Origin of the sequence: Pseudomonas gregormendelii (assembly GCF_017114825.1) — a bacterium.
GTDB classification, from domain to species: Bacteria; Pseudomonadota; Gammaproteobacteria; order Pseudomonadales; family Pseudomonadaceae; genus Aquipseudomonas; species Aquipseudomonas gregormendelii.
Genome location: NZ_JADEVO010000005.1, coordinates 56,949 through 78,967 on the forward strand (window position 1 = coordinate 56,949; position 22,019 = coordinate 78,967).

15 protein-coding genes and 1 riboswitch are annotated in these 22,019 nt (G+C 60.6%); of the genes, 8 read left to right on the forward strand and 7 right to left on the reverse strand.

Annotated features, from left to right (window positions below; all coding sequences use genetic code 11):
* The 3 genes from IMW75_RS05445 to trhA all read left to right on the forward strand — a co-directional run bounded on the left by IMW75_RS05445 (position 1) and on the right by trhA (position 7,135).
* A complete protein-coding gene (locus IMW75_RS05445) occupies positions 1-5,892 on the forward strand; it encodes an Hpt domain-containing protein (RefSeq protein WP_205892058.1) in 5,892 nt (1,963 codons plus the stop codon).
* Positions 5,885-6,340, forward strand: coding sequence for a chemotaxis protein CheW (locus tag IMW75_RS05450; RefSeq protein WP_205892059.1), 456 nt, complete (start codon positions 5,885-5,887; stop codon positions 6,338-6,340). The genes IMW75_RS05445 and IMW75_RS05450 overlap by 8 nt, the downstream gene beginning before the upstream one ends.
* Positions 6,341-6,517: 177 nt before the next feature.
* Positions 6,518-7,135: a PAQR family membrane homeostasis protein TrhA gene (trhA, locus tag IMW75_RS05455; RefSeq protein ID WP_045059841.1), complete on the forward strand. Its 618-nt coding sequence runs from the start codon at positions 6,518-6,520 to the stop codon at positions 7,133-7,135.
* A 98-nt stretch (positions 7,136-7,233) separates the two neighbouring features.
* Here trhA and IMW75_RS05460 read toward each other — a convergent pair whose 3' ends face one another.
* Both IMW75_RS05460 and IMW75_RS05465 read right to left on the reverse strand, forming a co-directional pair.
* Positions 7,234-7,953, reverse strand: a complete 720-nt coding sequence (locus IMW75_RS05460) for a 16S rRNA (uracil(1498)-N(3))-methyltransferase (RefSeq protein ID WP_045059842.1) — start codon at positions 7,951-7,953, stop codon at positions 7,234-7,236.
* Positions 7,954-8,108: 155 nt separating this feature from the next.
* The gene (locus IMW75_RS05465) at positions 8,109-9,515 is read right to left on the reverse strand and encodes an adenosylmethionine--8-amino-7-oxononanoate transaminase (RefSeq protein WP_205892060.1); all 1,407 of its coding nucleotides are present in this window, start codon (positions 9,513-9,515) and stop codon (positions 8,109-8,111) included.
* A gap of 222 nt (positions 9,516-9,737) precedes the next feature.
* Between IMW75_RS05465 and IMW75_RS05470 the strand changes: the two genes are divergently transcribed.
* The 3 genes from IMW75_RS05470 (at position 9,738) to IMW75_RS05480 (ending at position 13,010) form a co-directional block, all read left to right on the forward strand.
* Positions 9,738-11,489: a flavin monoamine oxidase family protein gene (locus IMW75_RS05470; protein WP_045059844.1), complete on the forward strand. Its 1,752-nt coding sequence runs from the start codon at positions 9,738-9,740 to the stop codon at positions 11,487-11,489.
* Between the two features lie 343 nt (positions 11,490-11,832).
* Entirely contained in the window at positions 11,833-12,384 is a 552-nt protein-coding gene (locus IMW75_RS05475) for a cytochrome b (RefSeq protein ID WP_045059845.1), read from the forward strand.
* 32 nt (positions 12,385-12,416) lie between these two features.
* The gene (locus IMW75_RS05480) at positions 12,417-13,010 is read left to right on the forward strand and encodes a YceI family protein (protein WP_045059846.1); all 594 of its coding nucleotides are present in this window, start codon (positions 12,417-12,419) and stop codon (positions 13,008-13,010) included.
* Positions 13,011-13,259: 249 nt separating this feature from the next.
* Here IMW75_RS05480 and IMW75_RS05485 read toward each other — a convergent pair whose 3' ends face one another.
* From IMW75_RS05485 to ahcY, 4 genes are all read right to left on the reverse strand, one after another.
* The gene (locus tag IMW75_RS05485) at positions 13,260-15,155 is read right to left on the reverse strand and encodes an RNA helicase RhlE2 (protein ID WP_045059847.1); all 1,896 of its coding nucleotides are present in this window, start codon (positions 15,153-15,155) and stop codon (positions 13,260-13,262) included.
* A 223-nt stretch (positions 15,156-15,378) separates the two neighbouring features.
* Complete coding sequence (locus tag IMW75_RS05490) at positions 15,379-16,194, reverse strand: substrate-binding periplasmic protein (protein WP_045059848.1); 816 nt, start codon at positions 16,192-16,194, stop codon at positions 15,379-15,381.
* A gap of 189 nt (positions 16,195-16,383) precedes the next feature.
* A complete protein-coding gene (gene metF, locus IMW75_RS05495; RefSeq protein WP_045059849.1) occupies positions 16,384-17,229 on the reverse strand; it encodes a methylenetetrahydrofolate reductase [NAD(P)H] in 846 nt (281 codons plus the stop codon).
* 179 nt (positions 17,230-17,408) lie between these two features.
* Positions 17,409-18,818: an adenosylhomocysteinase gene (ahcY, locus tag IMW75_RS05500; RefSeq protein ID WP_045059850.1), complete on the reverse strand. Its 1,410-nt coding sequence runs from the start codon at positions 18,816-18,818 to the stop codon at positions 17,409-17,411.
* A 23-nt stretch (positions 18,819-18,841) separates the two neighbouring features.
* Positions 18,842-18,943: riboswitch (S-adenosyl-L-homocysteine riboswitch) on the reverse strand.
* A gap of 198 nt (positions 18,944-19,141) precedes the next feature.
* On the opposite strand from ahcY, the gene IMW75_RS05505 reads away from it, so the two are divergent.
* Positions 19,142-19,534, forward strand: a complete 393-nt coding sequence (locus tag IMW75_RS05505) for an acyl-CoA thioesterase (RefSeq protein ID WP_045059851.1) — start codon at positions 19,142-19,144, stop codon at positions 19,532-19,534.
* A gap of 261 nt (positions 19,535-19,795) precedes the next feature.
* Positions 19,796-20,677, forward strand: a complete 882-nt coding sequence (locus IMW75_RS05510) for a formate/nitrite transporter family protein (RefSeq protein ID WP_045059852.1) — start codon at positions 19,796-19,798, stop codon at positions 20,675-20,677.
* On the opposite strand, the gene IMW75_RS05515 is transcribed toward IMW75_RS05510, so the two are convergent.
* Positions 20,678-21,943 (reverse strand): cation:proton antiporter, encoded by a 1,266-nt coding sequence (locus IMW75_RS05515; RefSeq protein ID WP_045059853.1) that lies wholly within the window; start codon positions 21,941-21,943, stop codon positions 20,678-20,680.
* Between the last annotated feature and the right edge of the window lie 76 nt (positions 21,944-22,019).

Below are 22,019 nucleotides of genomic sequence, written 5' to 3' on the forward strand. Positions count from 1 at the left end.
ATGGGTGATCGGCACGACTATGTGGCCCTCGAGTGGGTCAAGGGCGAGATTGCCGAAACGCTGAGGCAGGCGGCGCTCCATCTGGAGAGCATGGCGATGGACGAAGAGCAGACGCCCCTGGCGCTCGCTGAATGCCTGGCGTGCATCCACCAGGTTCACGGCAGTTTGCAGATGGTCGAATTCTACGGCGCGGCACTGCTGGCCGAAGAAATGGAACAGCTGACCCAGGCGTTGCAGCAGAACCGTGTGAGCCATCGTGAAGAAGCGATCCACCTGCTGTTGCAGGCGCTGGCGCAGTTGCCGGTGTACCTCGACCGGGTGCAAGGTGCGCGCCGGGACTTGCCGCTGGTGGTGCTGCCCCTGATCAATGATTTGCGCAGTGCCCGCGGCGAGGGGCTGTTGTCGGAAACCAGCCTGTTCAGCCCGCAAATGCCGGATTTGCCCCCGCTGGACGACGCAGCGCTGGCGCAGCTGGAGCCGCCAGAGTTGGCCAATGTGTTGCGCAAGTTGCGGCAAATGCTGCAGATGGCACTCGTTGGATTGCTGCGCGAACAGGCTGACGACACTCACCTGGGTTACCTGGCAAAGGTGTTCGCGCGACTCGAAAGTATCTCCGGTCAGGCGCCGCTCAGCCCGTTGCGGCAGGTGGCCTCGGCGCTGGTGGAAGGCATGCGTGGCGGTGCGATCGCCAACAGTCCGGCGCTGCGAAGCCTGTTCAAGGAAGCTGACACGGAACTCAAGCGCTTGCTCGAAGAAGGCATGCGCGGCATCAATCAACCGGCACCACCAGAGCTGCTCAAGAGTTTGCTGTTCTACATTGCCAAGGCCGAACACCCCACCGGGCGCATGCTGACCATGAAAGATCGCTACTCCCTAGAGGACGCGTTGCCTGACAGCGCAATGGTTGATGACGAGCGCGCGCGCCTGGGCGGTCCCGACCGCGATGCGATGCGCTCGGTGCTGGTGGCGCTGTGCGAAGAGCTGGTGCGGGTCAAGGAACGCCTGGACCTGTTCGTGCGCAGTGACCGCCAACACATTGCCGATCTCGACAGCCTGCTGTCGCCCCTGCGGCAAATCGCCGACACCCTGGCGGTGCTGGGTTTTGGCCAGCCGCGCAAGGTGATCATCGATCAGTTGGCGGTGGTCCTGAGCCTGGCCCAAGGCCAGCGTGAGCCCACGGACGCCATCCTGATGGACGTCGCGGGCGCCTTGCTCTACGTCGAAGCGAACCTGGCCGGCATGGTCGGCAACCTGGAACCGGAAAGCCAGGAAGACAGCCGCTTGCCGACCACCGACCTGACACAGATTCACCAGATCGTCATCCGCGAAGCGCGCATCTGCCTGCAACAGGCCAAGGACATGATCGTCGACTACATCGACGCCGACTGGGACCGCCAGCACCTGCAGCCCTTGCCTGCCTTGTTGACGCAGATCCGCGGCGCACTGGCGATGATCCCGTTGAGTCGCGCTGCCAGCCTGGTCGAAGCGTGCAACCAGTTCATCCGTGAACACCTGCTGCTGGATCCTGGCCAGCCGGGATGGCAGGAGCTCGACAGCCTGGCCGACGTGGTGACCAGCATCGAGTATTACCTGGAGCGCCTCAGCGACGACCCCGAGGCAGCCGGGGAACAGGTGCTCGACGTCGCCGAGAAAGGCCTCGCCGCACTGGGGTTTTTCCCCCGCGCCCGGCATGCCCCGGAACTCGAAGAAGTGCCGGAGCCGACTGAGGCGCATCTCATTCAGGAGTTGCAGGCGTACGGTGCTCCTGAGTTGGTGCAGACCCTCGCGGACGTGCTCGCCAATCCTGTGTCTGCGGTAAATCCCCCGGCGCTGCATACCCCGGGTAGCCTGCTACCGCCGCCTGCGGGCGAAGAGCCGGTGGACGATGAACTGCGTGAAGTGTTCCTGGAAGAAACTGACGAAGTACTGCAAGTCCTCCGTGAATACTTGCCCCGCTGGACTGCCGACCCGCAGAACACTTCGGCCCTGAGTGAGCTGCGCCGGGCCTTCCATACCCTCAAAGGCAGCGGCCGGATGGTTCGGGCGCTGATCCTGGGCGAGCTGGCGTGGGCGGTGGAAAACCTGCTCAATCGAGTGCTCGAACACAGCGTGAAGCCGGGCCCTGGCGTGCAGCAACTGCTGGCTGATGTGCTGCAGCTGTTGCCGGAGCTGGTCGCGGAATTTGCCTGCAATGCCCAGCGCCAGCGCAACGATGTCGACCAGGTGGCGGCCCGTGCGCATGCCTTGGCCAAGGGCGAGCAACCGTTGGTGGATGAGGATGCAGAGGACGTCATGGCACTCGATCCGCTGCTGCTGGAAATTTTCCGCAACGAAGCCGAAACCCATCTGGCCAGCGTCAATCGCTTCCTCGACCAGGCCGCCGAGCATGTGCCCTTGCAGGCCAGTGACGAGTTGCAGCGCGCCTTGCATACGCTCAAGGGCAGCGCCTCAATGGCCGGCGTGGTGCCGATCGCCGAACTGGCCGCGCCGCTGGATCAACTTGCCCGCGAGTACAAGGCGCACCTGCTCGCACTGGACCTGGACGAAGTGGAACTGTTACTGGAGGCCGAAGGGCTGTTCCGGCTAGGCCTGCGCCAGCTAAAGACGGATCCGCTGGCCGAGATAACGGGCGCGCAGCATCTGATCGAGCGAATCCATGCACTGCTGGCCATGCGTCTGCAAACCCTGATGAGCGCACCCCAGAGTCGGCCACGTATCAAGCGCGACCCGCAATTGATCAACAATTTTCTGGCCCAGGGCATGGACATCCTGCTAGACGCCGAGAGCTTGCTGCAACGCTGGCAGCAACACCCCGGTGAACGCCAGGAACTCAGCGCGCTGCTGGACGAATTGACGACCTTGGGTGAAGGCGCACACCTGGCTGATCTGCATCCGGTGGATGAGCTGTGTGAAGCCTTGCTCGATCTGTACGGTGCGGTGGAGGAAAGCAGCCTGGCGGTCAGCCCGACGTTTTTCCATGAAGCGCAAAGTGCCCATGAAGCGCTGATCAACATGCTCGACGAGCTGGCAGCCGGCCAGGAAGTCAGCCCGCAACCGGCGCGAGTGCGAGCCTTGCGCGATTTGCTGGATGAAAGCCTGGACCCGTCGGCCACCGGCCTGATTCGCAGCGACGGCAGCCGCGCCCTGAGCATTCGCGAGCTGGGCAGCGCCACTGCCGAACTGGCGCAGGCAGAACCAGACGACGCTATCGTGTCGATCTTCCTGGAAGAGGCTGTGGATATCCTCGAAAGCTCGGGCCAGGCCCTGCAACGCTGGTTGAGCGATCCGGATAACGCCGCACCGCTGCTGTCGTTGCAACGTGACCTGCACACGCTCGAGGGCGGGGCGCGGATGGCCGAGGTCGAACCCGTGGGTGATCTGGCCCATGAATTGGAAGGGCTGTACGAAGGCCTGGTGGATCGCCGTTATCAGCACACCGATGCCTTGGCGCAGCTGTTGCTGCGCAGCCATGATCGCCTCGGGCAGCTGCTTGAGCAGTTGCAGGACCAGCATCCCCTGGATGAGCCAGATGAGCTGATCGAGGCCATCCGCGAGTTTCGCCAGAACAACCTCGGCAGCGCTGAAGTGGCCGAACCGCTGCCGGTCAGCGATCACCCAGGCCATGATCCGGAGCTACTGGAGATCTTCCTGGAAGAAGGTTTCGACATCATCGAAAACTCCGGGACGGCGCTGGTGCGCTGGCAGGCCGACCCGGCGAATCGCCAGGAAGTGGAAAACCTGCTGCGTGATCTGCACACCCTGAAGGGGGGCGCGCGGATGGTCGAAATCACACCGATCGGTGATCTGGCCCACGAGCTGGAATTTCTCTATGAAGGTTTGTCGGCAGGCTTACTGCAACCGACCCAGGCCTTGTTCGCGCTGTTGCAGAGCAGCCATGACCGACTGGCACAAATGCTCGACGCGGCGCGCGCCGGTCAACCCATGCCGCCTGTCGATCAGTTGATCGACTCGATCCGCAATTTCAGTCACCCAGTGTTGCCGGCAGATCCTGTCACGGCACCTGCGGTGATCAAGCTCGAACCTCCTGCACCGCAGCCTGACGCCGGCGCCGACATGGTCAAGGTCTCGGCAGAGTTGCTGGATGATTTGGTCAACCTGGCCGGTGAAACCTCGATTTTCCGCGGGCGCATCGAACAGCAGGTCAGCGATGCACGGGTGGCCCTGAGCGAAATGGAAACCACCATTGAGCGCATGCGCGACCAGTTGCGGCGCCTCGATACGGAAACCCAGGGGCGGATCCTCAGCCGCCAGCAGGTGGAAGCCGAACGTCTGGGGTACGAGGAATTCGATCCGCTGGAAATGGACCGGCATTCGCAGCTGCAACAGCTGTCGCGTGCGCTGTTCGAGTCCGCGTCCGACCTGCTTGACCTCAAGGAAACCCTCGACCGGCGCAATCAGGACGCCGAAAACCTGCTGCAACAACAGGGGCGCATCAATACCGAGTTGCAGGAAGGCCTGATGCGTACACGCATGGTGCCGTTCGAACGGATGCTGCCGCGCCTCAAGCGCATCGTCCGTCAGGTTTCCGGCGAACTGGGCAAGGATGTGCAATTCATCGTCGGCAACGCCGAAGGCGAGATGGACCGTAACGTCCTCGAGCGCATGGCCGCGCCGTTGGAGCACATGCTGCGCAACGCCGTGGACCACGGCCTGGAATCCTCCGAGGTGCGCATCGCTGCGGGCAAACCCGCTCAGGGAAAGATTACCCTGGACCTGTCGCGCGAGGGTGGGGACATCATTTTCGATATCCGCGATGACGGCGCCGGCGTGCCCCTGGACGCGGTACGCCGCAAGGCGATCAAGCGTGGCCTGCTGGCGCCTGACAGCGATATCAGCGACCGCGATGTGCTGCAATTTATCCTGCAACCGGGATTTTCGACGGCGGAAAAAATCACCCAGATTTCCGGGCGTGGCGTGGGTATGGACGTGGTCCACGAAGAGGTGCGGCAGCTGGGCGGGACCATGAACATTGACTCGGTGTCCGGGCAGGGCGTGCATTTTCGCATCCGCCTGCCGTTCACCGTGTCGGTCAACCGGGCGCTGATGGTGCAATGCGCGGAAGATCAGTATGCGATCCCGCTCAACACCATCGACGGCATCGTTCGTGTCTTGCCCAATGAACTTGAAGGCCACTATCGCCTGGATCCGCCAACCTACAAATATGCCGGGCAGCACTATGAGTTGTGTTACCTCGGCGAACTGCTGAAAACCAGCAGCCGCCCGAAGCTGCTGGGACAAAACCTGCCGCTGCCGGTGTTGCTGGTGCAGTGCAACGAACGCCACATCGCCGTGCAAGTCGACGCCATGGCCGGCACTCGCGAGATCGTGGTCAAGAGCCTCGGCCCGCAGTTCGCTGCCGTGCAAGGTTTGTCCGGAGCAACGATCCTGGGGGATGGCCGGGTGGTGCTCATTCTTGACCTGTTGGCGCCGATCCGCGCCATGCAGACCCGCTTGCCGCGTCAGGCCCTGATGCAAGACGCCGAGCCAGAGTCGCACAAACCCCTGCTGGTGCTGGTGGTTGATGATTCGGTCACGGTGCGCAAGGTCACCAGTCGTTTGCTGGAACGTCACGGCATGAACGTACTGACCGCCAAGGATGGAGTCGACGCGATGTTGCTGCTGGAAGAGCACCTGCCCGACCTGATGCTGCTGGACATCGAAATGCCGCGCATGGATGGCTTCGAAGTGGCCACCCAAGTGCGCGCGGACGAGCGTACGCAGCATCTGCCGATCATCATGATCACCTCGCGCACCGGACAGAAACACCGCGACCGCGCCATGGCCATTGGCGTCAACGATTACCTTGGCAAGCCGTATCAGGAATCGGTATTGCTCGAAAGCATCGCCTTCTGGAGCAAACCCCATGCTTGAACACCGCACCAGCAACCTCACCGGGCTGCTGTTGCCCCTGGCCGATCGCCACCTGATTCTGCCCAATGTGGCGGTCGCCGAACTGATCGACTACCAGCCGGGCACGTTCGACCTGGATACGCCGCCCTGGTACCTGGGGCGGGTAGGGTGGCGGGACCGGCAGATTCCAATGCTCAGTTTCGAGTCGGCCTGTGGTCAGAAAATCGTCATGGGCGAGCGGGTGCGGATCGTGATCCTCAATGCCCTGGGTGGGCGCCCGGAGTTGAAGTTCATCGCACTGTTGGTGCAGGGCATTCCACGGTCCTGCAAGCTCGACAGCCAGTTGAGCTATGTCGATGTGCCCTTGTGCGCGCTGGAGCAAGCCGCGGTGCAAGTGGGCGATCAAGTGGCCAGGGTCCCTGACTTGCTGGCGCTGGAAGGTTTGCTGGTGGAGGCGGGGCTGGTCTGACGGGGCCTGGAAGCATTGTGGGAAGGCTCCTGGATGTCGCCGAACGCTCCTGCAACGATGTGTAGTGATGCCGCCAGCGGATTTTTAATGCGAATGATGCGGTCTGAAGCGTTGCGTTTTCAGGCTTCAAGCCGGAGCCTTGCGCACTGTCGTAATGGGTTTTGAGGTAGGCAATACATGTATCACGGGGAAAAACTCAACGCCTGGACGCATCTGGTGGGGGCGGTGGCGGCCTTTGTCGGCGTGGTATGGATGCTGGTGATTGCCAGCATGGACGGCAGTCCGTGGAAAATTGTCAGTGTGGCGATCTATGGTTTCACCTTGCTGGTGCTGTACAGCGCCTCGACCGTTTACCACAGCGTGCGGGGACGCAAGAAAGCGATTATGCAGAAGGTCGATCACTTTTCGATCTATCTGTTGATCGCCGGCAGCTACACGCCGTTTTGCCTGGTCACGCTGCGCGGTCCCTGGGGCTGGACCTTGTTCGGGATCGTCTGGGGGTTGGCGCTGATTGGCATCCTGCAGGAGATCAAACCGCGGTCGGAAGCGCGGGTGCTGTCTATCGTGATTTACGCGGTGATGGGCTGGATCGTGCTGGTGGCGGTCAAGCCATTGTTAGCCGCGCTGGGTTCGACAGGGTTTGCCTGGCTGGCATCGGGCGGGGTGTTGTACACCGTGGGGATCGTCTTTTTTGCGCTGGACCACCGGCTGCGGCATGCGCATGGGATCTGGCATTTGTTTGTGATCGCGGGAAGCTTGCTGCACTTTGTGGCGATTTTCTTTTACGTGCTTTGAACAACGGATCAACAGATCTCAGAAGCTTCTACAGGGAAATATGATCCCCTGTGGGAGCTGCCGCAGGCTGCGATCTTTTGATCTTTTGATCTTTTGATCTAGAAATCCCCCCAAAGCTGCTGAGCCACCGCCAGCGCCACAACCGGCGCCGTCTCAGTCCGCAACACTCGCGGGCCAAGCCGTGCCGCGTGAAAGCCTGCGCCCTTGGCCTGATCAACCTCGGCATCCGACAGCCCGCCTTCTGGCCCGATCAGAAACGCCAGCGTGGCGGGCTTGGCGTGACTCAGCAACGGCTCGGCCACCGGATGCAGCACCAGCTTCAGCTGCGCTTCAGTCTGCTTGAGCCAATCAGCCAATAACTGCGGCGGATGAATCACCGGGACCCTCGACCGTCCGCATTGCTCACAGGCACTGATTGCCACCTGGCGCCAGTGCATCAGGCGTTTGTCGGCACGTTCGTCCTTGAGGCGCACTTCACAACGGTCGCTGAAGATCGGGGTGATCTCGCTCACGCCCAGTTCAGTGGCTTTCTGGATCGCCCAGTCCATACGCTCGCCACGGGACAAACCCTGGCCGAGGTGGATCTGCAAGGGGGATTCGACCTGCCCGGCGAAACTCTCATCGATCTGCACCACCACGCGCTTCTTGCCGACCTCTACCAGCCGGGCGCGGAACTCTTGTCCCGAGCCGTCGAACAGCTGCAACGCATCACCTTCGGCCATGCGCAGCACGCGGCTGATGTAGTGCGCCTGGGCCTCGGGTAGCTCGTGCTCACCGGTGCTCAGGGGGGCGTCGATAAAGAAGCGGGACAGTCTCATGCGGGTTCTCTGGAAAGGGAGTGAATCATAAAAGGTGGTGCCTTCTGTGGGAGCGAGCCTGCTCGCGATTCGGTCTCGCATTCGCGATGAGTGCTGGCTGACCGATTGCTATCGCGAGCAGGCTCGCTCCCACAGTGCTTTCATTTTCGGGCCAATCAACCCGGATCGCGGAATCCCGGGTGAAAGTTTTCCGGCACTGACACACTGACGCTGTCGCGTGTTGCAATGTCGATCCCTTCGCTGGCCACTTCAGCCAGAAAGTCTATCTGATCAGGCGTGATCACGTACGGCGGCAGGAAGTACACCACGCTGCCCAGGGGCCGCAGCAGGGCCCCGCGTTCCAGCGCATGCTGGAACACTTTCAGGCCGCGTCGCTCCTGCCACGGATAGGCTTCTTTGGTGGCCTTGTCCTTGACCATCTCGATCGCCAGTACCATGCCGGTCTGGCGTACTTCCGAGACGTTCGGATGGTCGGCCAGGTGCGCGGTGGAGGAGGCCATGCGTTGGGCCAGGGCGTTGTTGTTCTCGATGACGTTGTCTTCTTCGAAAATATCCAGGGTCGCCAGCGCCGCCGCACAGGCCAGCGGGTTGCCGGTGTAGCTGTGGGAGTGCAGGAAGGCGCGCAGGGTCGGGTAGTCGTCGTAGAAGGCGCTGTAGACATCGTCAGTAGTGACGCAGGCCGCCAGCGGCAGATAGCCGCCGGTGAGGGCCTTGGACAGGCACAGGAAGTCTGGGCGGATGCCTGCCTGTTCGCAGGCGAACATCGTGCCGGTACGGCCGAAGCCGACGGCGATTTCGTCGTGGATCAGGTGCACGCCATAGCGATCACAGGCCTCACGCAACAGCTTGAGGTATACCGGGTGGTACATGCGCATGCCGCCGGCGCCCTGGATCAGGGGCTCGACAATCACTGCCGCAACCGTGTCGTGATGTTCGGCCAGGGTCTGTTCCATGGCCGCGAACATGTTGCGCGAATGCTCCTCCCAGCTCATGCCTTCAGGGCGCAGGTAGCAATCCGGGCTCGGCACCTTGATGGTGTCGAGCAGCAGCGCCTTGTAGGTTTCGGTGAACAGCGGCACATCGCCAACCGACATCGCCGCCATGGTTTCGCCGTGGTAGCTGTTGGTGAGGGTGACAAATCGTTTTTTGTTCGGCTGACCGCGGTTGAGCCAGTAGTGAAAGCTCATTTTCAGCGCGACTTCGATGCAAGACGAACCGTTATCGGCATAGAAGCACCGGGTCAGGCCTTCCGGCGTCATCTGCACAAGGCGCTCGGACAGCTCGATCACTGGCTGGTGGCTGAAACCGGCGAGGATAACGTGTTCGAGCTGGTCGACCTGATCCTTGATGCGCTGGTTGATGCGCGGGTTGGCGTGGCCAAACACGTTGACCCACCAGGAGCTGACGGCGTCGAGGTAGCGTTTGCCTTCGAAGTCTTCAAGCCATACGCCTTCCCCGCGCTTGATCGGGATCAGCGGCAGCTGTTCGTGGTCTTTCATCTGGGTGCAGGGATGCCACAGCACCGCGAGATCGCGTTGCATCCACTGATTATTCAGGCCCATATTCAGTCTCCTCGAGGCAGTCCGTGACAAACGCGGACCTGCAATCGCGCAAGCCTATGCAATGACTGGCCCTGGAACAACCCATTGGGTCAATTGAGCTACATTGGATGGGGCGATAGACGTCGCTGGCGGCCATTTGATGGCTGACGTATTCTTCGCCATTCCTTGAGTCGTCTGACTCGCAAAACTGATTTTTCCTCGTGTATTTCCGGAGTTCGCTGAATGTCTGCTGGTTGGCTGCGCGCCTGTGCGCTGGTGATGTTGGGCCTGTTCAGCGTATCTGCGCTGGCCAAGGATAAAACAGCGATCGTGATCGGCGGCGGGCTGTCCGGCCTGACGGCGGCTTACGAGCTGCAGAACAAAGGCTGGCAGGTCACCCTGCTGGAAGCCAAGCCGAGCCTGGGAGGTCGCTCCGGCATGGCCACCAGTGAGTGGATCGGCAACGACAAGACCCAGCCGGTGCTGAACAAGTACGTATCGACGTTCAAGCTTGGCACCACGCCGGCTCCGGAGTTCGTGCGCACCCCGAGCTACCTGATCGATGGCGTGTATTACAGCGCTGCCGACCTGGCGATCAAGGACCCGACGACTGCCGAAGCGCTCAAACGCTACGAGAAGACCGTTGACGACCTGGCCCGCTCGATCGAAGACCCGCAGAACCCGGCAGCGAACAACACGCTGCACGCCCTCGACCAGATCAACGTCTCCAACTGGCTCGACCGCCTGACACTGCCTGCCACGGCCCGTCAGCTGATCAACCAGCAGATTCGTACCCGCTACGACGAACCGTCGCGCCTGTCACTGCTGTACTTCGCGCAGCAGAGCCGCGTTTACCTGGGCGTTTCCGACCGTGACTTGCGCGCGTCGCGCCTGATCGGTGGCAGCCCGGTGCTGGCACAGGCATTCGTCAAGCAACTGAAGACCATCAAGACCAGCTCGCCGGTGTCGGCGATCGTCCAGGACAAGGATGGCGTGACCGTCAAGGTCGGCAGCGTTGGCTATCAGGCTGACTACGTCGTGGTGGCTGTGCCATTGCGCGCACTGAACAAGATCCAGTTGACCCCCGCACTGGATGCCCAGCACCTGGGCGCGATCAAGGGCACCAACTACGGCTGGCGCGACCAGATCATGTTGAAGTTCAAGACGCCTGTGTGGGAAAGCAAGGCGCGCATGTCCGGCGAGATCTACAGCAACACTGGCCTTGGCATGTTGTGGGTCGAGCCGGCGCTGAAGGGCGGCGCCAATGTGGTGATCAACCTGTCCGGCGACAACGCCCGCGTGATGCAGGCCTTCGGCGACAAGCAGATGGCCGATCAGGTGCTGATTCGCCTGCACGCTTTTTACCCCCAGGCCCGCGGCTCGTTCACCGGCTATGAAATCCGCCGCTACAGCACCGACCCTTCCATGGGTGGCGCTTACCTGGCCTTTGGTCCTGGCCAGATCAGCAAATACTGGCGCCTGTGGGAGCGCCCGCTGCAGCGTGTAGCTTTCGCTGGCGAACACACCGACACCTTGTACCCGGGCACGCTGGAAGGCGCATTGCGCACCGGTCAGCGAGCGGCCGGCCAGGTTGAAGACCTGGCGGCAGGCAAGTCGTTTGAGCCAGCGAAGGTTGTACCAGTGGCGGCTGCTGCGGCGGCAGGCGCGGTTGCGGCGAAGAAGGGCAACTTCTTCACCAACCTGTTTGGTGGTTCGGATGATGAGAAGAAGCCGGAACCTGTAAAGGCGCCAGCCCCCGTCGCTCCTGTTGCCCCAACCCCGGCGCCGGTACCAGCGCCTGCGCCTGCTCCGGTTGAAGCGCCGAAGCCTGCGGCACCGGTGAAAGCCGAGCCGGTTAAAAAGGCCCCGGCGAAGAAGCCGGCAGCCAAGGCCGAGACAAAAAAGGCGCCGGCCAAAGCCCCGGCAAAAAAGGCTGAACCGGCCAGGAAGCCTGCGGCTAAACCGGCAGCAACCACTGAGACCAAGGCTCAGTAAAATTTGCTGTTGAACAGAAGCGCGGCTCAATGGCCGCGTTTTTTTTTGCCCGCACTATCGCCGTCGCGGGCAAGCCCGATCCCACAGGGTTTTGTGTCGTACGTGATTTCTCGGTTTACGCATCTCCTGTGGGAGCGGGCTTGCCCGCGAAAGCGTCTTCACGATTACCACTTAATTTCCGGTCCGCCACTAACATCCCGCCACGCTTTGGACTTTAATCTTTCCTTAACTCATCCGTCTCACACTCTTGATCGTATTTCTCGATATTTCAAAGCAAAATTTTCCGCTTTAATTCGATAGATAAGTCGATAGTCTTGGTCGCAGTTCTCACAGGATTTGGGCAATGCAGCTACGTAACTCTTCTTCGCGCTACGGTTGGATCAGCGTCTTCTTGCACTGGAGTGTGGCACTGGCAGTCTTTGGATTGTTTGCGCTGGGCTTGTGGATGATCGACCTGGACTACTACAGCACCTGGCGCAAAGACGCGCCGGAGCTGCACAAGAGCATTGGCCTGGTGCTGTTCGCCGTGATGTTGCTGCGGGTGCTTTGGCGTTTCGTCAGCCCACCGCCGCCTACCCTGGAAAGCTACAGCCGCATGACGCGCCTTGGCGCCAAGTTTGGCCACTCGTTCCTGTACCTTGGTTTGTTCGCTGTGATGATTGCCGGTTACCTGATTTCCACCGCAGACGGTGTCGGGATTCCGGTGTTTGGCTTGTTTGAAGTGCCTGCACTGGTCTCCGGGCTACCGGACCAGGCAGATACCGCCGGTTTGATTCATTTCTACCTGGCATGGGCGCTGGTCATTTTTTCCGGCCTTCATGCGTTGGCAGCATTGAAGCACCACTTTATCGATCGTGATGCGACCCTTAAGCGAATGCTCGGCCGCAAAGCCTGATGTTCAACCTCGACTCCAAAGGAATAGAAAGCATGTTGAAAAAGACTCTCGCCGCTCTGGCAATCGGTTCCGCGCTGCTGTCCGCCAACGTAATGGCGGCCGACTACACCGTGGACAAGGAAGGCCAGCACGCCTTCGTCGACTTCAAGATCAGCCACCTGGGCTATAGCTTCATCACAGGTACCTTCAAGGACATCGACGGCAAGTTCAGCTTCGATGCGGCCAAGCCTGAAGACAGCAAGATCGAGTTCAATGTAAACACCGCCAGCGTATTCACCAACCACGCTGAACGTGACAAGCACATCGCCAGCGCCGACTTCCTGAACGCCAGCAAATTCGGCAAGGCGACCTTTGTTTCCACCAGCGTCAAATCCACCGGCAAAAACGCTGCTGGTCAGGAAACTGCTGATGTCGCGGGCGACCTGACTCTGGCTGGCGTGACCAAGCCAATCGTGGTCAAGGCCACTTTCCTGGGTGAAGGCAAGGACCCATGGGGCGGCTACCGTGCCGGCTTCGAAGGCACCACCAGCATCAAGCGTTCCGATTTCGGCAAGCAGAAAGACCTGGGTCCGAAGTCCGATGCAGTCGAGCTGTACATTTCGTTTGAAGGTGTGAAAGCGAAATAACATTCGCCGCTGACACAAAGAACGCCCCCGATCTCGCGATCCGGGGCGTTTTTATTGCCTGGCGCAATCTACGCAGGTGGTGAAATCCAGTGTGGGAGCGGGCTTGCCCGCGATGGCAGCGTGTCAGTCAATATCAATGTCTGCAGGACTGACGCCATCGCGGGCAAGCCCGCTCCCACAGGGTTTGCTTTAGCCAGAAAAAATGCCCCGAATCTCGCGATCCGGGGCATTTTTTATTGCAGCGTTAACTCAGCGATTACGAGTCAGCAGCGCTGGTTTTTCGCCGCGAGGACGGCCTGGCAATTGATCAAGCTGTTCAGGTGTCGGGAAACGATCGGTTTTCGACTCCTTGTGAATGATCTTCGGTGCCGGGCCGCGCGGGTTCTGCACCGCTGGTTCCGAGCGAGGCTGATCGTCACGCGCCGGACGGCGATTGCGACCTTCTTCGCGACGGGCTTGACCGTCACGTGGAGCACCGCTGCGTGGGCCACTGCGCTTGGCCGGCGGAGTGCCAGTGGTGGCGCCGTCGCTGCTGCGCGGACCGCTCTGGCGACCCTGTGGCTTACCGCCGTTGCGCGGTGCACCGGCACCGGCACCGGCACCTGCGCCGGCTGCCGCACCCGGTGCCGGAGCACCTGGACGACGGCCACGGCCCTGAGCCGGCTTGGCTTGCGGCACGTAGTCGACGCGATTACCGAAGTTATCGATGTCGTCGTCCAGGAACTCGTCCGGTGCGCGATCAGCGGAAGCACGAGGTGCCGGGCGCTGTTGCTCGCGAGCTGGCGTGCCTTCACGTGGCTTGTGCTCACGGGCCGGGCGATCGCCACGGCCAGTGGTTGCAGGTTTTTCCTTGCCGCCCTTGTCCTTGCCCTTGTCTTTACGACCGCCGCCACCGCCACCGCCGCCGTTTGGACCGTCGCCGCGCGGGCCACGTGGGTTGCGCGGGTTACGCACATCCGGACGCTCGCGCACTTCAGGCTTCTCGGCCTCTACAGCGCTGGAGTCGAAGCCCATCAGGTCGCCGTCGGCGATTTTCTGCTTGGTCATGCGCTCGATGCTTTTGAGCAGCTTTTCTTCGTCCGGAGCCACCAGCGAAATGGCCTCGCCCGAACGACCGGCACGGCCAGTACGGCCGATACGGTGAACGTAATCTTCGTCGACGTTCGGCAATTCGAAGTTGACCACGTGTGGCAACTGGTCGATGTCGAGGCCGCGAGCCGCGATGTCGGTGGCAACCAGGATGCGCACTTCACCGGCCTTGAAATCGGCCAGGGCTTTGGTGCGGGCGTTCTGGCTCTTGTTGCCGTGGATGGCGACGGCGCTGAGGCCGTGCTTGTCCAGGTACTCGGCCAGGCGGTTGGCGCCGTGCTTGGTGCGGGTGAAGACCAGGACCTGTTCCCAGGCGCCTGCGGTGATCAGGTGCGCCAGCAGCGAACGCTTGTGGTTGGCTGGCAGACGGAACACGCGTTGCTCGATGCGCTCGACCGTGGTGTTCGGCGGAGTGACTTCGATGCGTTCCGGGTTGTGCAGCAGCTTGCCGGCGAGATCGGTGATGTCCTTGGAGAAGGTCGCCGAGAACAGCAGGTTCTGACGTTTGCTTGGCAAGCGAGCCAGCACCTTCTTCACGTCATGCACAAAGCCCATGTCGAGCATGCGGTCTGCTTCGTCCAGCACGAGGATTTCCACGTGGGACAAATCGACGCTGCCTTGGCCGGCGAGGTCGAGCAGGCGGCCAGGGCAGGCCACCAGCACATCAACGCCACGGGACATGGCCTGAACCTGTGGGTTCATGCCGACGCCGCCGAAAATGCAGGCGCTGACAAACTTCAGGTCACGGGCATAGACCTTGAAGCTCTCATGGACCTGGGCCGCGAGTTCACGGGTAGGGGTCAGGACCAGTACGCGCGGTTGGCGCGGGCCGTGACGCTGGGATTTGTCCGGGTGACCGTTAGGGAACAACCGCTCCAGAATCGGAAGGGCGAAGCCACCGGTTTTACCAGTACCTGTCTGTGCCGCAACCATGAGGTCGCGACCTTGCAACACGGCGGGAATGGCCCGCTGTTGCACCGGAGTAGGCTCGGTATAGCCCGCCGCCTCGATGGCGCGGACTAAAGCCTCGGAGAGACCGAGGGAAGCAAAGGACATGAGTAATCCTGTTTTAGTTAGGGCTTGGCCCAATGGGAGTCTTGCCTGGCGCGAATGGCGTTTAAGAAGAACGCAATCCCGTCCGGTCCTGCTGGGTCTGAAAAGCTCGTCTGGAGCGCTCGCGCGGGCTGAAAAGCTGCGCTGTAGCGGGGTCGAGATGCCTTGAACAAGTCCGAGCGTCCGGGCGTGAGCCTGGCGGGAAGGCCGGAGTATAACAGAGCAATCACTGCGCGCCGCTTTCCTGCTGCTCAACGGTTTTGCCGCGTACGGTAGTCAGGCCGTTTGCGGGTACTTCGACGGCAGGTCCCGCGCCATATCGGGCACTCAGCTCGGCATAGGCAGGCTCGCGCTTAAAGCGCTTGAGCTCGGCGCCGAACCGCTGCACCAGCAAGTCCATGCCGCCACTGCGACGCACCGCGAGGAATTGGCTTTGTTCACTGATGATAAGCGGATTTTCAGTGATCTTGTCGCGAATGCCCAATTCATCCAGGAGGTGCTGGCCCACTCGGCGGTCGGTGATCAACAGGTCGACGCGCCCGCGCAGCAGTTTCCCGAAGTTTGCTTCATGACTGGGTGCGGGCTCCCTGGTAAACAGCGTCGATTGGCTGAAGTCGGTGCTGTACAGGTAGCCCGGCGAGGTGCCGATGGTCAGGCCGCGCAGGGCGTTCAGGGAGGTGAACGGGTGCGGGCGGTCGTTGGCGTAGAACATCACGAACTGTACTTGCGACAGGGGTTCGCTGGGGTAAAGCAGGGTGGCGTCGCGTTCGTCGCTGTGAAAAATGTCCAGCGCACCATCGGCCTGGCCTTGTTCGAGCATCGACAGGCAGCGCTTCCAGGGCAGGAACTGCCACTGCACTTCAATGCCCAGGCGCTTGAAGACGATGGCGGTGGTTTCATAGTCCAGCCCCAGCGCCTTGCCGTTCTCTTCATAGACGTAAGGTGCCCAGGGCTCGGTGACAATGCGCAGTTTCTCGCCCCGGGCTGTAAAGCTCAGGCACGTGAATAAAATCACCGTCAGTAACTGTGAGATCAAAGGCATGGCCTGAGATTACGACGAGAAGCCGCAAAGAGCCAGAAACTGCATGGAGAAGCTCTATCTCCGTGGATTAGCGCACAGAAAAAGGGCGTTAAAAGCAAAAGATCGCAGCCTTCGGCAGCTCCTGCACCGGGTTTGTTTATTCCCGGTAGGAGCTGCCGAAGGCTGCGATCTTTTGATCTTGCTCTTTGCTTAGCGCGGCAACTTCAAATTGTTCCACACCGCCAGACTCGGCTCGGCCTGGTTCAACGTATAGAAGTGCAACCCTGGCGCGCCACCCTGCAGCAGACGCTCGCACATCTCGGTGATGACTTGCTCACCGAAGCCCTGAATGCTGCGGGTGTCGTCGCCGTAGGCTTCCAGCTGCTTGCGGATCCAGCGCGGAATTTCCGCACCGCAGGCATCAGAGAAGCGTGCCAGCTTGCTGTAGTTGGTGATTGGCATGATGCCCGGCACGATCGGGATGTTAACGCCCAATGCCCGCACCCGCTCGACGAAGTAGAAGTAGCTGTCGGCGTTGAAGAAGTACTGGGTGATCGCGCTATCGGCGCCGGCGTTGGCTTTGCGCACGAAGTTGGCGAGATCGTCTTCGAAATTTCGCGCTTGCGGGTGCATTTCCGGATAAGCGGCGACTTCGATGTGGAAATGATCGCCGGTCTCTTCACGAATGAATTCCACCAGGTCATTGGCGTGACGCAATTCGCCGCTGGCCATGCCCATTCCCGAGGGCAGGTCGCCGCGCAAGGCGACGATACGGGTAATGCCAGCCGCTTTGTACTGAGTCAACAGGCCGCGCAGATCGTCCTTGCTGTCACCCACGCAGGACAAATGCGGGGCGGCAGGGACTTTGACTTCGCTTTCGAGCTGCAACACGGTGTTGATCGTGCGATCACGGGTTGAGCCACCTGCGCCGTAGGTGCAGGAGAAGAAATCAGGGTTGTAGGTAGCCAGCTGGCGGGCAGTGGCGAGCAGCTTTTCATGCCCAGCGTCGGTCTTCGTAGGGAAGAACTCGAAGCTGTAGCGACGGTCTTGGGACATGGTCATATCCTTGGAAACGCGTAAGCCTGGAAGGCACCGTGCACCCTGTGGGAGCAAAGCTTGCTCGCGATAGAGACGCTGCGGTCTTCAGTCAGACCATGGCGACGCCATCGCGAGCAAGCTTTGCTCCCACAGGCCTGCATTAAACCGCTCCCCATGGGAGAGCGGAGCAGGACCGATCAGTAGCGGTAGGCGTGCGGCTTGAACGGACCTTCAACAGTCACGCCGATGTAGTCAGCCTGCTGCTTGGTCAGTTGCGTCACAACACCACCGAAGCCGCGAACCATTTCCAGAGCCACTTCTTCGTCGAGTTTCTTGGGCAGTACTTCAACGGTCAGGCGCTCGGCTTTCTGGGCTGGCGACAGGTCGGCGTATTTCTGGCCGAACAGGAAGATCTGTGCCAAAACCTGGTTGGCGAACGAACCGTCCATGATGCGGCTTGGGTGACCTGTGGCGTTGCCCAGGTTAACCAGACGGCCTTCAGCCAGCAGGATCAGGTAGTCATCGTTCTGGGCATCGAATGCGCCAGGACCGGTGCGGTGGATCTTGTGCACCTGCGGCTTCACTTCTTCCCATGCCCAGTTCTTGCGCATGAAAGCAGTGTCGATCTCGTTGTCGAAGTGGCCGATGTTGCAGACAACAGCGCGCTTCTTCAGGGCTTTTAGCATGTTGGAGTCGCAGACATTGACGTTGCCGGTGGTGGTCACGATCAGGTCGATCTTGCCCAGCAGTGCTTTGTCGATGCTCTCTTCAGTACCGTTGTTGATACCGTCGATGAATGGCGAAACCAGTTCGAAACCATCCATGCAGGCTTGCATGGCGCAGATCGGATCGACTTCGGAAACCTTGACGATCATGCCTTCCTGGCGCAGGGACTGGGCCGAACCCTTACCGACGTCGCCGTAGCCGATAACCAGTGCTTGCTTGCCCGACAGCAGGTGGTCGGTGCCACGCTTGATCGCATCGTTCAGGCTGTGACGGCAGCCGTACTTGTTATCGTTCTTGCTCTTGGTGACCGAGTCGTTGACGTTGATGGCCGGGATTTTCAGTTCGCCCTTGGCCAGCATGTCCAGCAGGCGGTGAACGCCGGTGGTGGTCTCTTCGGTGACGCCATGGACGCGGTCCAGGATTGCCGGGTATTTCTTGTGCAGCAACTCGGTCAGGTCGCCGCCATCGTCGAGGATCATGTTGGCATCCCAAGGCGCGCCATCTTTAAGGATGGTTTGCTCAAGGCACCACTCGTACTCTTCTTCGGTTTCGCCTTTCCAGGCGTATACCGCGATGCCGGCAGCGGCGATAGCAGCAGCGGCCTGATCCTGAGTCGAGAAGATGTTGCAGGACGACCAGCGCACTTCGGCACCCAGGGCAACCAGGGTTTCGATCAGCACGGCAGTCTGGATGGTCATGTGGATGCAGCCGAGGATCTTCGCGCCTTTGAGCGGCTGCTCGGCAGCGTATTTGCGACGCAGACCCATCAGGGCCGGCATTTCCGATTCGGCGATGATGGTTTCGCGACGACCCCAGGCGGCCAGGGACATGTCGGCAACTTTGTAATCGTTAAAATCTGCAGGCGTGATAACAGCGCTCATGAAGAGCCTCCATTCGTAATGTATGCGAATGGGCGCCGTTGTGCGTTTAGTGTCCGGTCGCTGGGACCAGGCAACGCCCCATCCGAGCCTGACAGGTTGAACCTGCTGCAGCGCCCCTCGGACAGGTGGCGGGAAAACGGTAGCAAACGATCTTTACCGTTTTGAAACGGTGGCGATTATAGCGGGCTATGCTGATCTTCCAAAGCCTTTCTGCAGGTCAATGTCTGAACGGTAATCGATGCCATAGTCGATGGCGAATAGAGCTCTAGCCCGGGCTCTGCCATGATGGTAACCATCATTCGGCAAGACGCTCAGGAGTGAATATGAATTTCCACACCCGCAAATGGGTAAAACCCGAAGACCTCAACCCCAACGGCACGCTGTTCGGCGGCAGCCTGTTGCGCTGGATCGACGAAGAGGCGGCCATTTACGCCATTGTCCAGCTGGGCAACCAGCGCGTGGTCACCAAGTACATTTCGGAAATCAACTTCGTCAGTGCCTCGCGCCAGGGTGACATCATTGAATTGGGCATTACCGCCACCGAGTTTGGCCGCACGTCCATCAGCCTGACCTGCGAAGTGCGCAACAAGATTACGCGCAAGAGCATCCTGACGGTGGAGAAAATGGTGTTCGTGAACCTCGGCGAAGACGGCTTGCCTGCGCCGCACGGCCGGACCGAAATCAAATACGTCAAAGATCAGTTCCAGGACGAGTAACACGAGTTCGTGGGAGCCGGCTTGCCGGCGATGGCGTCGCTAGCATCACCGGAAAAATCCGAGTTCATCTCGGTTCCTGGTGTCGCTAATGACCCCATCGCGGGCAAGCCTTGCTCCCACAGATTGATGCTCCCACAGGCTCCACACATGGCTCCCACAGGCCGCACTACCACAGGACTGATGTTTCGTTAGTGTGAGCAGTGAACAGCTCCGAACCGCGCCTGTCGTACGTACATCTCACGCCACCGGTTCCGGAGCACTATGGACACGCAAAAAGACGGCAAGACCCCGAACCTTTCGGCCCAGGAAAAACACGACGTCGACAAAAGCCAGCCGCCGCGCGCTGCCGTGCTGCATGAAATCATCCGCACCCAGGGTGATCAGGAGCTGGAACGCAGCGTCGCCGCCCTTTGGTGGTCCGCCCTCGCGGCCGGCCTGACCATGGGCTTGTCCCTCATGGCCATGGGCTTGCTCAACTCTCGCCTGCCGGACGCAGAAGGGTTCAAGGTAATCGCCAGCTTCGGTTACTGCGCCGGCTTCCTCGCGGTGATCCTTGCCCGTCAGCAATTGTTTACCGAAAACACCCTGACGGCAGTGCTGCCGGTCATGACCAAGCCGACCCTTAACAATTTCGGGCGGCTGCTGCGGCTGTGGACGGTGGTGCTGGTGGGCAACCTGTGCGGTACCTTGCTGGTGGCTTATGTGATGCTCCACCTGCCGATTTTCGACACCAAGACCGACATGGCCTTTCTCGACATCGGGCGCAAGGTGATGGAGAACGACGCGAGCAAGATGTTCGCCAAGGGCATCGTCTCGGGCTGGATGATCGCCACTATGGTCTGGATGATCCCTTCCATGGAAAGCGCGAAGATGTGGATCATCATTCTGATCACCTACCTGATGGCGCTGGGGGATTTCACCCACATCGTGGTCGGCTCGGCCGAGGTGTCGTACCTGGTGTTTGCCGGCGAGTTGTCGTGGAGTGATTTCTGGCTGGTGTTTGCCGGGCCGACGCTGGCGGGGAATATCATCGGAGGCAGCTTCATTTTTGCGCTGCTGAGCCATGCACAGATTCGCAGCGAAAGCGGGCCGCCCAAGGAGGATGCGGATCAGCAGCCTGATCCGCAAAAGCTCAAGAAGTAATCAGTGATGACCCGCCTGTGCCGCTGGCGCAGGCTCATCACGGGTGACGTGCTTGACCAGTTTGCCGATGCTCAGGCCCTGCAGCAGGATCGACGACAGCACCACAATGTAGGTAATGCTCAGCAACAGGTCGCGCTCCGGCCCCAGCGGAAGCGCCAGCGCCAAGGCTACCGAAACACCTCCACGCAGCCCGCCCCAGGTCAGAATCCTGATTGTCCCGCGCGGGACTGTGCGCCAGCGACGCAGCAGCAGGATGGCCGGCGCCACGGTCAGCAGGCGTGACAGCAAGATTGCCACGGCCAGCAAACTGGCTGCCAGCACGTGCAGCCAGTTGAATGGCAGCAGCAATAGCTCCATGCCGATCAGGGCAAACAGCAGGGCGTTGAGCATGTCGTCGAGCAGCTCCCAAAAACCGTCCAGGTACTTGCGGGTCATGTCGTTCATCGCCAGGTTGCGGCCCAGGTTGCCGATGATCAGGCCGGCAACCACCATCGCGATCGGCGCGGACACGTGCAACTCCGAGGCCATCGCCGAACCACCGATCACCAGCGCCAACGTCAGCATCACTTCGATCTGATGCTGCTCGATGCTCTTGATCATCAGGTACACCAGATAACCGATCAGCGCGCCAAACAGCACGCCGCCAACAGCTTCATGCACGAACAGCATGGCGGTTGCGCCGACGGTTGGCGTCTCACCCAGTTGCGCGATACCCAACAGTACGGTGAACACCACCACCGCCGTGCCGTCGTTGAATAGCGACTCGCCGACGATTGTGGTTTTCAGCGGCTTGGAGGCGTTGGCCGTCCGTAATACGCCGAGCACCGCGATTGGATCTGTCGGCGAAATCAGCGCGCCGAACAGCAGGCAGTACAGGAAGCTCACGTGCCAGCCGAACAGGGCAAAGATGTAATAGGCCAGGCTACCGATCACGGCGGTGGCGATCAGGACGCCGAAAGTCGCGAGCAGGCCAATGGGCCAGCGATAGCTGCGCAGGTCATTGAGATTGACGTGCAGGGCGCCGGCAAACAGCAGGAATGACAGCATCCAGTTCATCAGCAGATCGCCGAAGTCGATCTGTCCGATCAGTTGTTGAATGCGATCTTCAAGACCGGGATAACCCAGGAAGCTCAGTCCTTGCAGGAGCAGGGAAAACAGCAGGGCAGTGACCATGACGCCGATGGTGGGTGGCAGGCCGATAAAGCGGAAATTGACGTAGGTGAGCAGCGAGGTAAGGCAGATAAATGCAGCGACAAGCTCAAGCATTCGGGGTCCTTTGGCAGGTGGTGGAAAGACTGTTAAAAGCAAAGCGTGATCGATTATCGCCTGGATGGCGGGCTTG